Here is a 16,155-nt window from a genome sequence, read left to right on the forward strand (position 1 = left end):
GTTAAAAATGGCTATCCAGTGGTTCCCTGGGCACATGAATAAAGCCCGAAATGAAATTAAAGAAATAATGCCACAAATGGATGTGATCATTGAAGTGCTAGATGCGCGCATTCCTTACAGTAGCGAAAACCCGATGGTGGCTACCTTACGAGAAGGTAAGCCGGTCATCAAAATTCTCAATAAAGCCGATTTAGCTGATCCTAAAATGACGCAAACCTGGAAAGACTATTTTGAGCAAGAAAATGGCGTAAAAGCCATTGCATTTGGTAACGATAAAGCCGCAGAAGTGCATCGTATTAATGAGCTGTGTAAAAAGTTAGTGCCGCATAAAGTCGGTGCCGATAAGCAAATTAAAGCCATGATCATGGGTATTCCTAACGTAGGTAAATCGACGCTCATAAATGTGCTTGCTGGGCGTATAGTGGCTAAAACGGGTAACGAGCCTGCAGTTACTAAGGCGCAGCAACGTATTAAACTTGATGATGGCATTATGCTTTACGATACGCCAGGGATGCTGTGGCCAAAAGTAGAGAACGAAAACTCAGGTTATCGTTTAGGCGCAACCGGTGCGATACGTGATACCGCTATTGAGTACGAAGAAGTGGCAAGTTACACCGCTGAGTATTTATTGCATGCTTATCCTGAGCTTTTAAAAGCGCGCTATAAATTAGATGAACTGCCAGAAAGCGATTGGGAGTTTGTTGAAATGGCGGGTAAAAAGCGCGGCTGTATTCGCGGTGGTAACCAAATCGATACGTATAAAATGTCGGAAATTCTAATTAATGAATTACGAGATGGCATTATCGGTCGTATTACCATGGAAACACCTGCCATGCGTGAAGAAGAAGAAATAATGGTGGCTGGATTGCGCGCGGCAGCAGAGGCGAAAAAGCAAGCCAAAGAAGAAGAGAAAAAACAACGCCGAGCACGTGCACGAAAAAACCGTCGTTAATTTATAAAAGCGCAGGTTAAGGCCTTACGCACTAAATTACAGACATAAAAAAAGCCCGTAAGGGCTTTTTTAGTTTCATATCTACCGTCACCGATATGAGCAATGTAGCAAGTAAATGAGTAGGGCGGAAACAGGTCATAAACAGCAAGGGGCGTTGTGGTTTATAACAGGTTTCCATAGCTGTTAACGTGCGCCACACGTTGTTTCAGGGTCGAGAAACAAATGAACTTTTCCGTCACAAGAAGTATGCTTCGTCTTGTTGATAGTGATTATCAATTAGATTTAAATAACTGTCAACACCTAAATGCAAATAATTCTTATTTTACCTTTTTGTTTATTTATAGCACTAAAGTAAGGGCTGCTTTTTGCTACACATCCCCTTATGCTAAGTTAAGTATTATAAAAATAATAACAAGAACAAAAATATGTTTTCAATTTGGTTTATTAGCCTTATTACTGTGGTGTATCTAGGGATATTATTTGCAGTTGCGGGCTGGGCGGATAGGCGTAAGGTACTTCCTTTCAAAGGTTTAACCTACGGGCTGTCATTGGGTGTTTATTGTACCTCATGGGCTTTTTACGGCACCACAGCACAAGCGGCTAGTAATGGCTGGTGGTTGGCGCCTACCTATGCGGGCACGATTATATTATTTATTTTTGGCTGGCAGTTGTATTGTCGTATTGCGCATATTTGTCGACAGCAAAAGCTTACTTCTATGGCTGACTTTATTGCCACTCGTTATGGGCAGTCGTCGAGTTTGTCAGGACTTATTTCACTTATTTCAGTGATAGCAATTGTACCGTATATTTCTTTACAACTTAGTGCGACCGCACAAAGTATTAATTTACTCACCGACCGAGCCCCCACTCAAAGTAACCAAGTATGGGCAGATAGTACGTTTTATATTACGTTATTGCTGGCTTTATTTGCTATTTTATTTGGCGCTCGCAGGCTTAAGCCTAGTGAGCATAACCCCGGGTTAATTGCCAGTATTGCCTTTGAATCAATTGTTAAGTTACTTGCCTTTATTGCGGTGGGCTTGTATGTGTGTTTTTCTATATTTGATAGCCCTATTGCTTTGTATGAACAGGCGCAAGCGCTAAATATACCAACACACGTTGCCGCGACTCAAAGCCCCGTTTATGTCTATGTTGCACATACCTTGTTGGGGATACTAGCAACGTTATGTTTGCCGCGTCAGTTTCATATGAGCTTTATTGAAAACAATAACAATAATGAACTGGCAACTGCTCGCTGGTTATTTCCGTTGTATTTATTACTGATCAACTTATTTATTTTACCTATAGCTTACGCTGGGCTGGTTTATTTTAGTGATAGTAGCGTTGGTCAAGATACCTTCGTATTAGCGCTGCCAATGGCGACAGATAATAGCGGGGTAACCTTACTGGCCTTTTTAGGTGGCTTTTCAGCGGCCACAAGTATGGTGATTGTGTCGGCAATTGTGCTGTCGGTGATGATCACTAATGATTTTATTAATCAGTTTATTTTGCGTCGCTCACAGTTAACGTCAAGCAGCCGAGGATTGGATAAAAACAACTTATTGCATGCGCGTAAAATTGTAATTGTACTTATTTTATTACTCAGCTATTTCACTCATAGAGTGCTGGCAGAAACCACCACTCTTGCAACCGTTGGGCTTATGTCGTTTACCTTAGTTGCGCAATTTGCTCCTGCGATGATTATTGGTTTATGGTGGCGCCACGCATCGTGTCGTGGTGCACAGCTCGGTATTTTAAGTGGCTTTGTAATTTGGGGTTACACTTTACTGCTACCTAATTTAGCCAGTGGTTTTGGCAGCCAAAGTAGTTGGTTAATAGAAGGGCCATGGCAAGTTGCTTGGTTAGCGCCCACTAATTTACTTTCATTGAATTTAGAAAGTATTAGCCAATCATTACTGTTGTCGTTAGGGGTTAATACGTTAGTGTATTTGCTTGTACCACTATTTAGTCGTGCAACACTTGCTGAGCGCCTGCAAAGCAATAAGTTCATATCTCAATTAAACGACTCGCGATTAAACACCACATTTCAGCCACTCAATTATGAAGATTTAGGGGCATTACTACAGCGTTTTGCTGAAAAAGACGCGAGCCATTCTTTAGTGCAGCAGTATTTTCCGCATGACAAAAGCCAATGGAAACGTATCGCTAATGTTGAGCTTGAGTTATTAGTTGAGCGTGAAATGTCAGCGGTTATTGGTGGTGCATCAGCACGGCTAATTTTAGATGTAGCGAAAAATGAGCAGCGCCAGCCTTTAGAGCAAGTTGCTGAGTTTGTAGATGAAGCTAGCCAAGTGCTTAAATTTAATCGTGATTTACTGCAATCTACCATTGAAAACATTCAACAAGGTATTAGCGTAGTAGATAGTGAGTTGCGTTTGGTCGCTTGGAATCAGGGCTATAAGCACATGTTTAATTACCCCGATAGTGCTTTATATATAGGCCGACCCGTTGCCGATATTATTCGCTTTAACGCTGAGCGAGGCTTATTTCGTGGTGAGGATATTAATACAGAAGTCGATAAGCGTTTAGCCTATTTAAAACAAGGCAGCGCGTATAAATATCAACGCGCACATAGTGATGGCCGAGTATTTGAAATGCAAGGTAACCCTTTACCTGGCGGTGGGTTTGTAACGACCTACACCGACATAAGTGAGTTTGTAAAACAACAAAAAGCACTCACCGAAGCGAATGTTAGTCTTGAAGAAAAAGTGGCTACGCGCACTGCCGCATTAACACAGGCTAACCAAGCGCTTTCTAAAGCTAAGCAAGTAGCAGAGCAGGCAACAGTAAGTAAAACACGTTTTTTTGCCGCAGCGAGTCACGATTTATTGCAGCCATTTAATGCTGCAAGTTTATTTTGTTCGCTAATGAACGAAAAAGCCCAAGATACTGAGCTTAAAGATCTAGCTATGAATATTAAAAATTCCTTAGCAAGTGCAGAAGAGCTACTTTCGAGTATTTTAGAGTTAACTAAACTCGATTCAGGTTCGTTTAAAGTACAGTTAACGGAATTTAATGTGAGTAGTTTAATAGAGCCACTGCGTAATGATTATTTAGCACTAGCCCAAGAAAAAGGCCTCGGTTTTATCGTTGAGTCGTGCGATGCGCGAATTTATACCGACAAAGCATTACTTAAGCGTGTACTAAGAAACTTACTTAGTAATGCTATACGCTACACAGAGTATGGTGAAGTACGTTTAAAAGTTTTACTTGATGAACATCATGTATCGTTTGTGATTGAAGATACAGGCATAGGCATTGCTACCAGTGATCAGCAGAGTATTTATCAAGAATTTAAGCAGCTGGGCGATAAACCTAACGCCGAGGGATTAGGATTGGGGCTTTCTATCACCAAACGTATTTGCGATTTATTAAATATTCCTTTGGTAATGGGCTCTCAGCTTAATAAAGGCACTCAATTTACTTTAACCATGCCATGCAAACCTAGTTTAAAAACACCAGCCACTGCGCATGTACCTGCCAATTCAGAAACTGAATTGGGTCGTTTATGTATTTGGCTTGTGGATAACGATCGTAATGTACTTGAAGCGCTGAAACAGTTGCTAGAAAACTGGGGCTGTGAAATTGCCACCGCCACTAACTTAATTGAACTTGAGCAACTCAAAGCAGAAAATACACTACCACAACTACTTATTGTTGATTATCAATTGGATGATGGTGTAACGGGGCTTGAGGTGATTGAACAAGCAGGATTAATGACGTTGCCTGCCATTGTTAATACTGCAAACCATGATGAGCAAATACGCGAGCGCGTACTCGATGCAGGTTATCCTTTATTGTACAAACCACTTAAAGCACCGGCATTAAAAAGAATGATAAAACGACTGACTTTACTTTAAGGCAAGTGGGTTAATAACACACCAGAGCCTTGTTTTTCATGATTTTTAGCTATGTTTAAATCACTAATTGCGGGTGAAAGGCATGACTTGCTAATTATTATCGATTAATTAAACTTATTCGATAACATATCACAGGTTTGCTGATAATGTTGCCAGTAGCCAATACTCTTGCTATTGAGTGGTTGGCGAATTTGCACTTTGCTAGCAGTAGCCGAGGCGCTGTTGCTTTTATAAAACGCTAAGCAGCTGGGCTGCCATTGTAAATTACAAAAATTAAATAATGTTTGAGTTTGCAAGGTGGCATCTGTTACTAGCTCTTCATAGTGTTGAATCATTACATTATTAGGATACTTTTTCTGAAAGTGGTTGATAAGTAACTTATAATCTTGATAAAAATGAGCAATATCTTGTAAGTCATAGCTGTAATGATGAAATGCACTGTGCGGGCTATATAGCTGCCTGTAATTTGCAATACAGCTATCCACAGGGTCGCGCAGCATACAGACTATTTTTGCCTCTGGAAACGCAGTTAAAATAAAATCAATAAAGTAAAAATTAAAGGGTTGCTTGTCACAGCTCCTAGATGAAGTCATCATGCCTTCGCAGCGCGATTGGTAGCCATTTAAGGGGTTATCAAGCGTAAACTTTTGAAATGCCTGCTCAATCATACGGATATCTAAAACATGTTTTGACGCCGCAGTGCTTTGAAGTAGCTGTGCAATGTCATTTAGCTCCCCAAGGCCGGTCACCTCGGTACTTTGATTAATAATTTTTTCTACTAATGTGGTACCAGAACGAGGCATACCCATGACAAATATGGGTGAGAAGTCAGCGTTTTTTGCTGTTAATTGAATCTTTTCACTTAATGCTATTAATTGTTGGCAAAATATTTGGTGTTTGCTGGCTTCATAGTTTATCTGATGTTTTATAGCCAATTTACTATCACGAAAGTAACTAAAAGCTTGTTCATAATCACCAATATGTTCGTGATTTAGTGCCAAACTGTGATAAATCATTTGCTGTTCTGTTGCAGCTAAGCTACTACTAAGTCGTTTTTTTAGCTCGGTAATATGTGTTTTTGCTTCAGTTGAGGTATTTAGTTCTGCAAGAGAGTAATGTGCTTGTAAGTAACTTGGCTCGCGTTTTATAAGCGCTAATAATAGCGTTTTTGCGTGATCTAATTGGCCATTTATTTTATAGGCAATGGCTAAGTTGTAATTAATTTTGGGGTGTGTAGGTGCGGCTTCATAAGCTATTTTTTGCCATGCTAAAGCATGTTTATAGTCACCAAGTCGAGTCGCTATATTAGCTAAGGTATCCCACTCTAGAGGCCCATAACCTTGATACTTGATAGCTTCCTGATAGTAACTGGTCGCCAATGTTACGTCACCCTTTAGTATCATTAGCTTAGATAAATGCAGCACATATAAAGGATGGTTATTGATTGTTAAGGCTTTTTCTATCAGTTGTATGGCTTTGTAGCTGTCGCCTGCAGCAATATTCACTTCGGCTAGTAGGTAATAGCAAAAATGGTCTGTCGCATCGTACTGTAATTGCTTAACTAGCAGTTGGTGAGCGGCGGATAACTGGTTATTGTTTATTGCTGTAAATACCTGTTTTTTTAACTGATGTTGATGTGCTGTTAGCATAAATAACCTTAACGAGAGGTAATAATAAAGCCTTGCTGATTATCAACAAGGCTTTTAACTATCGCTCAGTTTTATAGTTCAAAGTTATAAGTAAACTTCATACCAATAGTGCGAGGAGTTGTTGTATAGTGAGCGTATACGCGTTGTAATTCAGGTAACGCTTTATTAGCGCCAGAGGTCGACATACCAGCCCATGACTTATCACGGCGTACCGAAGTAAAAGCATACTTATCGAACAAGTTGTCGATATATAATGTAGCTGACCACATATCACCTGTTAACTTAGCTGATAAGTTGCTTAATGAATAGCCAGCTAATGTCTCACCATCGTCTCTTAAGCCCACTTTGGTAATCATATCGCTTTGTGCAGTCATACCGTAGTTAACGCTCAGTAGTTTATCGTCTAGCACATCTTGCTCATAACGAAGGCCGAATGAAAACTGATGCTCAGGGGCGCCGGGTAATCGATCCCCATTCATAGCGCCAATGCCAATACCAAATAAATCTGGTGCATCTTCAGTTAGTTCTGCTTTTGCATAAGCGTAAGTCGCGTAAGCTGTCCAGTGATCGCCAATGATTGCACGAGATGAAATTTCTACGCCTTTTGAGTTTGCTGAGCCTGCATTTGATGTAATAAGCTCTTGGCCATTAACAGTAGAGCTACCCACTTGGGCGTCATTCCAGTCAACATTAAAGAGTGCAGCATTAAAGTGCAATCGATTTCTGAGCCAGGTTGATTTAAAGCCAAGTTCATAGTTTACCGTAGTATCAGCCTTATAGTCTTCTTCACTTGGAAGAGCACAAACAATTTGCTGTTCTGGTAACATATCTGGACACGGCGCAATACCATTACCGCCACCAATTCGAAACCCTTCACTGACAGTAAAGTAAGCGAGTACACCAGAATCAAACGTATAGTTTGCATTAAATTTAAATAGATTACCGTTATCATTGGCGCTAACATTTTCCATCTCAATTTGGTCAAGAGACGAGAAATTGCCAGAATAAAGTGGTGTAGCTGACCCTGCATTGGTGGAGATATCATATTCATATAAACGCGCGCCCAAAGTGATATCAAACTGATCAGTAAAGCTATAGCCAGCCTCACCAAATAATGCTTTTTCTGTTATTTCTGAATTACTAAGGGCGATATATTCTAGATCTTTTTGTACGTTCGCAATACCACCGCCCCAAAAGTCAGTTAAGCCTGGGGTATATTCGCGGTCATCTGATAAGTTTTCTTGCTTATTATAGTAGCCGCCTACAATCCAACTTAATGGGCCCTCTGAAGCCGATACTAAACGCAATTCTTGAGTGAAGTTATCTTGATCTGAAGTATCTAAAGTTTGACCAACAAATGCAGGAAAATCAGCGTAACCAGTCCAAATATCATAAAGTAAGTCGGTTTGATCTCGCTGCCCAGACTGCTCATAGCTTGACCAACCAGAGGCTGATACAAGTTCAGCAAAGCCTAAATCAGCTTTGATTTCTAAGCTAAGTAAATCGTTTTCTTGCTCGCCCGGTTCAAGCACGCGAGCTGCGTTTTCATATTTACCTACAGTACCTTGAAGTGCGCTGCTATTTGCTAATGCGCCATATTGTGACGTTGAGTTGCCGCCATTTTCTTGTTTTTGATAAAAGTAATTGAGTGTTGCATCAATTGATGAGTTTGGCTGCCAACGAACAGAAAAGCGTCCCGTAGTGATTTGCTCATCGTTAACGTCATTAACGCGTTGTAAGTTTTCATCAATATCATCTTGGTTTGTAAAATCTGGATTAGGGTTTGAGACCCCTGGGTTTCGTACTACGTATTTATAATCAATATAACCAGGTCTGTCATAATGATTAACGCTGGCACGAACGGCTAATACGTCATCGATAAGCGGGGTATTAAATACCAGGCCAAACTCACCCCCAGTATCATCGCTTTCATTAATTGCGAATAAATCGCCACTCACGCTACCTTCAGTAATGTCTAATTGTGGTTGCTTTAATAAATAGCGTATAGCACCACCTAAAGTACCAGCACCATATAAGGTACCTTGCGGGCCAATTAATACTTCGACTCGATCAATATCAGTCAAGCGAAGATTAATATTAAGCGGTATTTCACCAACATAAGTAGCTACAGTGCCCCCATCAGAGCCACGATCTGACGAGTTAGTATTTAAACCTCGAACAATAATTGGAGAACCTTCACGACCACCTTGATCTGAAACTGTTAGGCCTGGGACCCAACGAGCTACATCTTCTAAATCACCAATGTTTTGATCCTTTATGACATCACTATTAAGCGCTGTAATATTTAAAGGAGCCTCTTGAATTGAACCTGAGCGACGTGTAGCAGTAACCTCAATCTGTTCAATTTCTTTATCAACTTTAGGCTTTTCTTCTGCTGAGGCATGATAAGAGGTGATTAATTGAGTTGTAATTGCGCAAGCAAGAATTTTTCTTTTAAACTTTTTCATTTTGACCCTGTGAATGTTTGTTTGATTATTGTTTTATATCAAGAAAGCATGTTAATGAGGTGTAATCAAGTGCGGTGGGTGTGGCTTTAAAATCAATATTCATTAATCTAGGGAGGTTATTCATTAAAAAGGTTTTTTTCGGTGTTTTTTAGTTTTTTATTGCATAAAAATATCAACATGAAATTTTTTAAATTTGGTTTGTTTTTTGCAATTTTACATCATTTGTTAACTTTTTGGTTGGCGCGTTTGGTGGGTAGTACAGTCCGCGTATGAGCCAGCTAGTTGCAGGTGCTAATGTATGTATTAACAATTTCAGCTAGACAGCCTTAAAAAAGATTATAAAGAAATACTTAAAGTGTATTAATTCATATTAGCTCGCCTCTAACTTACCAACTTGAGATAGCTGGTTAAACAAAATGCCTGCTTGGGTACGGTTATACACATTCAGCTTTCGCAAAATGGCCGATACATGTTGTTTTATGGTGGTTTCTTGAATCGACATTTCAAAGGCAATTTGTTTGTTCAAAAGCCCGTCGGCTATCATCGCGAGTACACGGTATTGCTGTGGAGTGAGTTTTTCTAGGTTGCGGGCAAAATTGCTCTGTTCGTCATTAACAACCACATCAGTTAAGTCAATATCTGTTGGCAACCAGGAGTCTCCATTGAGTACATGTTCAATGGCTTCACTGATCACATCAAGGGATGATGACTTTGGAATATAGCCTGCAGCACCTAAGCTCATGGCTTGTTTTATGATAGTGGGGGTTTCGTTAGCCGATACCATAATAATTAATATATCAGGGTATTGATTTCTTAGTTGCGAGAGCGCTTGTAAACCATTGGCGCCAGGAATTGTTAAATCTAAAAATATCAGCTCTATCTCGGGGTGTGATTTTAATAAGCTAAATAACCCATCGATATCGCTGGTTTCTTTTATATATTGTTCTGGTACAGAAGTCGCTGCTGCTTGACGTAGCGCACTTCTGAATAAAGGGTGATCATCAGCAATTATGGTATTCACAGCACAAGCCATTTCAAATAGTCTCCAATGCAATAAGTTATATGTGATTTTGCGATGTGAAACAAGGTTTGTCTGTGGGGATATACAGACAAACCCTAGGGTCTGTTCACCTTTCAAGATTGAATTTGCAGCAGTCTGTTTGATATTTAGGCAAGGTAGAGCCTATGTCATGTGGTTATTCCACATAAATAGGCGATAACGCAGCATCAATGCCAAACAGGCGCTGCCCTTCGGGTTCTTCCGAGGGGCGATTTACTCTTTGTTGCTCGGTTTTTACTTAGCCCACTAGGTTACAAACCTCGCGCCGCGATTAAAATAGCCCCTAGTTTGAACAAATTTCAATCCGCAAAGGTCAACAGGCCCTAGTGATATTAAATTTTAAAAACGATAGCCCACAGTGAGTGATATTGTGCGGGGGTCACCGTAATAACCAATTAAGGTATTATCGCCACCAAGACCGGGTGTGTATTTGCTGGTATCAGTTGGATCTAATGGGTCAGGAGCCACAAACTGATAACCACCAATCATGTATTCTTCATCGGTTAGATTTTTACCATAAATACCCGCAGTCCAATGGCCATCTGCGCTATACCAAGTAACACCAATATTTAATAATCCGTAGGCGTCTTGTGTTAAGAGGCTATCTTCTTCGAACAGTGCGTAATCACCTCGGTGATAATAATTACCGTTTATAACGAAGTCGCCCATATCAGTGTATAAACGATAGGTAGCACCTAAGTTGAAAGTTAGATCTGGGGTGTTTGAAACACTAAAACGGTTTGATTTATCAAATGTTTCACCGGTATCAGGATTGGTATCAATTACATTTTCAAAACTACTGTCGATGTAACCTATTGACGCGTCAATAGTTAGTGCATCGTTTGCAACATAGCTAAGTTCTAATTCAACGCCATCAGACTTAGACTCGCCAATATTACCTAAGCGCTGGTTTAAATCGGCGGCGCTGTCACCGGGTAATACCGATATGTATTGACGGTCTTTATGATCAAGTGTGAATACAGTTAAATTTGCGCGTAAATTATCATTCCATTCGCTTTTCATGCCTAACTCAATAGAGTCAACTACTTCGGGCCTTGCTGCAGGTTCTGCTGTTGTAGCTCGTGGATTAAATGTCCCTGACTTAAACCCTTGCGAGTAACTAGCAAAAAACATGACGTCGTTATTATATTGATATTCAACACCCGCACGAGGCGTAAAGCGTGACCAATCTTCGCTGTCATCTAGTACCGTAGGCACGAGTTGTCCTTCTGGGCGAACATAACCCGGGATCCAACCTGATTCAGGGTAAACAATGTCAAAAATAAGACCATTATTTACAATCGCTTCTTTGCTGTCTTTGGTATAGCGAGCGCCAAGTGTCATTGACCATTTTTCATCAAAGTCGTAGCTTCCTTGTATATAAGCCGCTTTACTGGTGGAATTGCTGCAACCGCTTACTTCACGCGTAAGTCCTGGGGCACCTAAACTTTGACCAAGCACACCTAATATTGCTTCAAACTGGCCACACGATTCGCCATCATAGTAATAAAGCCCTGAGACCATTTTATAGTTATCGCCACTGTGATTTAGCTGCAACTCATGCGTGGTTTGTTCATCGTCATAAATGGCTGGAACATCAAAAATAGGTAAAGAGGTATTATCAAAGTCGATGTTAGTTGGTGAATAGCTCTCTCTTGTTGCTGCAACGTATTTAATACTCGTGTTTGCACTCATATCCCAACGAGCAGTTAAGCTCATACCTTCAAGCTCTACTTTGTTCCATGTAGGTAAACTAGTATAAGAGTCATACACGCTATCGGGTACAGGCGCATTCGTTAACAAGCTTGGAAGTAAGCGATACCCGCCTTTCGCGTTGGAGTCATCATCAGTTTTATCCCACGCGAAACGAAAGAATAAGTCATCGGTAGGGGTGTACTCTAACGTAACCCGTGCTGCGGTAACATCTTTGTTATAGTTTTCGCGGTCTTGATTATCAAGCGCTGACGTTAAAAATTCACCATAGCCATCACGGTTCAATGTGGCAAAACCAAAACCAACATAGAGTTTTTCGTCAATAAGCGGGAGCTGCCCAGTGACTTTTAAATCTTTTTGGCTGTAGCTGCCTACGGTGCCTTGAATATTTAGCGTTGCATCTCCGCTCATTTCTTTGGTGACATACTTAACTGCACCACCAATAGTGTTTTTGCCATATAGCGTACCTTGTGGGCCACGTAACACCTCAATTTGTTGTACATCAAGTAAGTCGAGCACGGCACCTTGCGGGCGGGCGATGTATACATCATCAATGTAAATACCTACGCCAGGTTCATAGCCCCAAAGCGGATCTTGCTGACCTACACCGCGAATAAACGCAGTGATGGTAGAGTTAGTGCCTCGGCTTGATTGTAGCGTAGTGTTGGGTGAAAACTGCTGTACTTCAGTCATTACGCTGATGCCGTTTTCTGCTAATTCTTGTGCGCCAATTGAGGTTACGGCAACCGGAACTTCTTGTAAGTTTTCAACGGTTTTGCGAGCGGTTACTTCTATTCGCTCTAACTCTGCTTTTTTTACTTTAGGCGCTTGTTCAGCTGCCACACTTGTTGCACTTAATAAGGCGAGTGAAACAGCGAGTGTAACGGGTGTGATATTTTGTTTGAGCTTTATCATGGTGTGTTCCTGTTGTTATTAGTTGATTATTTGTTTGCTCATGTCACCTGCACTTAATGTAGAAGATAGTGTTAAAAAATGAATTAGTACCATAGTGCTATAAAAGCTTAACACCTTGACTTATATGATTTTTGTGTAAGTTTTATAACGTATAGTACCTTAGTGCTATGTCTTTATTTGCGCTGAGCGATAAAACTAACAACAGTTACTGCGATGTCACCTCATCTGGGTAATAACAATAATTATAGGAATGTCTATGCTGAGCATGATAGGGCTGTTAGGCGGTTTAATACTGCTAATAATTTTAACTTTGCGCGGGGTCAATTTATTTATTGCCGCGCCAATATGTGCATTGTTGGTGGCACTAACAAGCGGGATGGCTATATTCCCGGTGACTGCCGACAGTAATTTTATTAACGCGTACATGGATGGCTTTGCTGGATTTTTAAGTGCATGGTTTTTTATGTTTTTACTGGGCTCGTTGTTCGGTAAGTTTATGGAAGATACTGGTGCAGCAGATAGTGTAGCCAGTTACATTGTTGGCAAGTTAGGTATGAAGCATGCGGTGCTGGCGGTGGTGATTGCTTGTGCCGTGCTGACTTATGGCGGAGTCAGTGTATTTATTGTGGCGTTTTCGGTTTACCCGATGGCGCTCAGTTTATTTAAAGATGCAGATTTGCCGCGGCGCTTTATACCCGCAACATTAGCGTTTGGCTCAGTGACATTCACTATGACCTCTGCGGGCTCGCCTGAAATTCAAAATTGGATACCCGTAAAGCATTTAGGTACCTCACCCTATGCGGCATGGGAAGTAAGCTTAGTAGTGGCCATTTTTATGGCAACAGTCGGTTACTTTTGGCTAAATAAAATGATTAAAAAGGCGGTTGCCAAAGGTGAGCGTTTTGCTGCAAGAGACGATGACCCAATTATTTTAGAGCGTGAACGCCCTCATCCAATCACCGGCGTAATTCCTTTGCTGGTGGTGCTACTCTTATCATTTATGTTGCATGATGTTTTACAACAAACCGCACTAATTGTGGCGTTGCTTGGTGGTGTTTTAAGTATTGTGGTCATCAATTACAAGTATTTTCATAACATGGCAAATGCCATCAATATGGGTACCACTGGCGCCTTAGTTGCTATAGGTAACACTGCTGCTGTAGTAGGGTTTGGCGCAGTGGCTAAAGTATCACCGGCGTTTATTGCTGCTGTTGATGCTATGACTCATATGCCAGGTAATGAGTTAGTGGGGGCTGCTGTTGCCGTGAGCGTAATAGCCGGATTAACGGGTTCAGCATCCGGCGGGCAAGCGATTGCACTACCGCTTGTGGCTCCTGGATATTTGGATATGGGGGTTAATCCAGAGCAATTACACAGAGTGGTTGCTATTAGTTCTGGTGCATTAGACAGCCTGCCACATAATGGTTACGTGGTCACAACTATACGTGCCATTTGTAAAGAAACACATCAACGCGCTTATTGGCCATTAGCCGCATTGACGGTGGTTATCCCATTGGTTGGGGTGGCTCTTGCGCTGAGCTTATTCATCACTTTTTAAGGAATTGCAATGAAAACAATATTAATAATAGGGTTGCTGTTTTTATTTAGTAGTACGGTGTCTGGCGCTGATAAAGCCGAGCCGTTACTAGTAGAAAAGCAACATTTCAGCACAGAAAACTTCACAACGGTTTCTGGCACAACGTTGCCACAGGTTGATATTGGTTGGGAAAGTTATGGTGAGCTTAACAAAGCCAAAGATAATGTAATCTTGATCACTCATTATTTTTCAGGAACCTCTCATGCAGCAGGTAAATATTCAGCCGACGACGCCGCAGCAGGATACTGGGATGCGTTAATTGGCCCAGGAAAAGCCATAGATACTAACAAGTATTTTGTGATCAGCTCTGACACCTTAGTCAATGCTAATTGGCATGACCCACACGTAATCACTACGGGTCCTGCATCAATTAACCCTGCGACAGGTAAACCTTATGGCTTGGATTTTCCAGTGGTTACTATTACTGATTTTGTTAACGTACAAAAACGCTTATTAGAGAGTTTGGGCATTACTAAATTACATGCCGTGATGGGCGCATCTATGGGCTCTTTTCAGGCGCTAGAGTGGGCAACGCGTTATCCAGATCAGGTTGAACGCCTAATCCATGTTATTGGTGCAGCAACCATGGATGCATGGACTGTCGCTGCGCTTGAAAAATGGGCACTCCCCATTCGTTTAGATAAAAACTGGCAGCAAGGTAATTACTACGACAAGGAGCGCCCATTAGATGGACTTGCCGCAACCATGTTAAATATTACCCAAGATGCGATGCATCCAATTATTTATAACGCTAGCTTCCCTGACTTTAACGTACTTGATGAAGGTGCGTTAAAAGACATTCGTACCTTACCTAAGTTAAACCAAGTACTAGCACAGCGTGCAATGGCGCGTGCAAAAACCCAAGATGCAAATCATGTATTGTATTTGGTACGGGCATCACAACTGTTTACTGCCGGTATGGAAGGGAACTTAAGCGCAGCACTTAAAAAAATTAGCGCTAAAACACTGTTATTGCCTGCAACCAATGATTTACTGCTACGCCCTGAAAATATGCGCACTGTATATGAGTCAATGAAGTCGCTGGGGAAAGAGGTTCAGCTTTCTGAAATTGAAGGCGGCTGGGGGCATCTCGATGGAATTTTTTCAATCTCGCCTAAAGCGCAGCTGATCAGTGAATTTTTAGAGGAGTAGCAGTATGAGTAAAAACGTATTAATCACCGGCGCGGCTAGTGGTATAGGGCTACACATTGCTGAGCAGCTAGCCCGAGCTGGGCATAGCATTATTGTGACCGATCTTAATGAACAGGTAGCTCAACAAGCCGCGCAAAAAATAGTTAATCAGGGCGGTAACGCTCAGGGCTATGCATTGAATGTGGCAGATAGCCAAGCGATTGAAGATTTTTTTAGCACTTTTACGCTACCTGTGGATGTATTAATTAATAATGCAGGAATACAGCATGTAGCGAAATTAGAAGACTTTCCTGCAGATAAGTGGCTGCTTTTACAGCAAGTGATGTTGGTAGGTCCCGCAATGATGAGTAAAGCGGTACTGCCACGCATGCGTGAGCAAGATTTTGGCCGCATCATTAATATAGGTTCTATTCACGCCATGGTGGCCTCTAAGTATAAATCTGCTTATATCGCCGCGAAGCATGGCTTAATTGGCTTTGCTAAAACCATGGCATTAGAAACAGGTGATGCCAATATTACTATTAATACAGTGTGCCCAGCGTATGTAAAAACGCCATTAGTGGAGCAGCAAATTGCCGCACAAGCCAGAGAGCATGGTATTTCTGAGCAGCAAGTAATTGACACCATTATGCTGGCACCCATGCCGAAAAAGGCATTTATCGGCTTAGACGAAATCTTGCATACCGTGAGTTTTTTAATGGCAGATGCTGCACGCAACATTACCGCTCAAGCAATCGCCATTGATGGCGGTTGGACTGCACAATAAGG

Annotated in this window: 9 protein-coding genes; 5 read left to right on the forward strand and 4 right to left on the reverse strand. The window is 41.3% G+C overall.

Going from position 1 to position 16,155, the window contains the following annotated elements; translation table 11 throughout:
- Positions 1–7 precede the first annotated feature (7 nt).
- Together ylqF and QL986_RS12975 are read left to right on the forward strand one after the other, a co-directional pair.
- A complete protein-coding gene (gene ylqF / locus QL986_RS12970) occupies positions 8–952 on the forward strand; it encodes a ribosome biogenesis GTPase YlqF (RefSeq protein ID WP_008465001.1) in 945 nt (314 codons plus the stop codon).
- A gap of 425 nt (positions 953–1,377) precedes the next feature.
- Positions 1,378–4,833: a PAS domain-containing hybrid sensor histidine kinase/response regulator gene (locus QL986_RS12975; RefSeq protein ID WP_138686759.1), complete on the forward strand. Its 3,456-nt coding sequence runs from the start codon at positions 1,378–1,380 to the stop codon at positions 4,831–4,833.
- A 104-nt stretch (positions 4,834–4,937) separates the two neighbouring features.
- Here the strand turns inward: QL986_RS12975 and QL986_RS12980 are convergent, their stop codons facing one another.
- The 4 genes from QL986_RS12980 to QL986_RS12995 all read right to left on the reverse strand — a co-directional run bounded on the left by QL986_RS12980 (position 4,938) and on the right by QL986_RS12995 (position 12,638).
- Positions 4,938–6,482, reverse strand: a complete 1,545-nt coding sequence (locus QL986_RS12980) for a sulfotransferase (RefSeq protein ID WP_138686760.1) — start codon at positions 6,480–6,482, stop codon at positions 4,938–4,940.
- Between the two features lie 71 nt (positions 6,483–6,553).
- Positions 6,554–8,950 carry a TonB-dependent receptor gene (locus QL986_RS12985; protein ID WP_138686761.1) on the reverse strand — a complete coding sequence of 799 codons (2,397 nt, stop codon included), beginning with the start codon at positions 8,948–8,950 and terminating at the stop codon, positions 6,554–6,556.
- Between the two features lie 370 nt (positions 8,951–9,320).
- Positions 9,321–9,983, reverse strand: coding sequence for a response regulator transcription factor (locus tag QL986_RS12990; protein WP_010392247.1), 663 nt, complete (start codon positions 9,981–9,983; stop codon positions 9,321–9,323).
- 366 nt (positions 9,984–10,349) lie between these two features.
- Positions 10,350–12,638: a TonB-dependent receptor gene (locus QL986_RS12995; protein ID WP_290191615.1), complete on the reverse strand. Its 2,289-nt coding sequence runs from the start codon at positions 12,636–12,638 to the stop codon at positions 10,350–10,352.
- A 256-nt stretch (positions 12,639–12,894) separates the two neighbouring features.
- Between QL986_RS12995 and QL986_RS13000 the strand changes: the two genes are divergently transcribed.
- The 3 genes from QL986_RS13000 to QL986_RS13010 are packed head-to-tail and all read left to right on the forward strand — an operon-like array spanning position 12,895 to position 16,153.
- Positions 12,895–14,196, forward strand: coding sequence for a GntP family permease (locus QL986_RS13000; protein WP_024602249.1), 1,302 nt, complete (start codon positions 12,895–12,897; stop codon positions 14,194–14,196).
- 9 nt (positions 14,197–14,205) lie between these two features.
- Complete coding sequence (locus QL986_RS13005) at positions 14,206–15,387, forward strand: homoserine O-acetyltransferase (RefSeq protein WP_013466215.1); 1,182 nt, start codon at positions 14,206–14,208, stop codon at positions 15,385–15,387.
- 4 nt (positions 15,388–15,391) lie between these two features.
- Positions 15,392–16,153, forward strand: coding sequence for a 3-hydroxybutyrate dehydrogenase (locus tag QL986_RS13010; protein ID WP_024602248.1), 762 nt, complete (start codon positions 15,392–15,394; stop codon positions 16,151–16,153).
- Positions 16,154–16,155 lie beyond the last annotated feature (2 nt).

This window comes from Pseudoalteromonas sp. APC 3250, assembly GCF_030407915.1.
GTDB lineage: Bacteria > Pseudomonadota > Gammaproteobacteria > Enterobacterales > Alteromonadaceae > Pseudoalteromonas > Pseudoalteromonas tetraodonis.

Excerpts from the sequence above, each read along its gene's own strand:
- QL986_RS13000 (WP_024602249.1), top strand. The coding sequence starts at position 12,895 with ATGCTGAGCATGATAGGGCTGTTAGGCGGTTTAATACTGCTAATAATT.
- QL986_RS12975 (WP_138686759.1), top strand. The coding sequence starts at position 1,378 with ATGTTTTCAATTTGGTTTATTAGCCTTATTACTGTGGTGTATCTAGGG.
- QL986_RS13010 (WP_024602248.1), top strand. The coding sequence starts at position 15,392 with ATGAGTAAAAACGTATTAATCACCGGCGCGGCTAGTGGTATAGGGCTA.
- QL986_RS12980 (WP_138686760.1), bottom strand. The coding sequence starts at position 6,482 with ATGCTAACAGCACATCAACATCAGTTAAAAAAACAGGTATTTACAGCA.
- ylqF (WP_008465001.1), top strand. The coding sequence starts at position 8 with ATGGCTATCCAGTGGTTCCCTGGGCACATGAATAAAGCCCGAAATGAA.
- QL986_RS13005 (WP_013466215.1), top strand. The coding sequence starts at position 14,206 with ATGAAAACAATATTAATAATAGGGTTGCTGTTTTTATTTAGTAGTACG.
- QL986_RS12990 (WP_010392247.1), bottom strand. The coding sequence starts at position 9,983 with ATGGCTTGTGCTGTGAATACCATAATTGCTGATGATCACCCTTTATTC.
- QL986_RS12985 (WP_138686761.1), bottom strand. The coding sequence starts at position 8,950 with ATGAAAAAGTTTAAAAGAAAAATTCTTGCTTGCGCAATTACAACTCAA.
- QL986_RS12995 (WP_290191615.1), bottom strand. The coding sequence starts at position 12,638 with ATGATAAAGCTCAAACAAAATATCACACCCGTTACACTCGCTGTTTCA.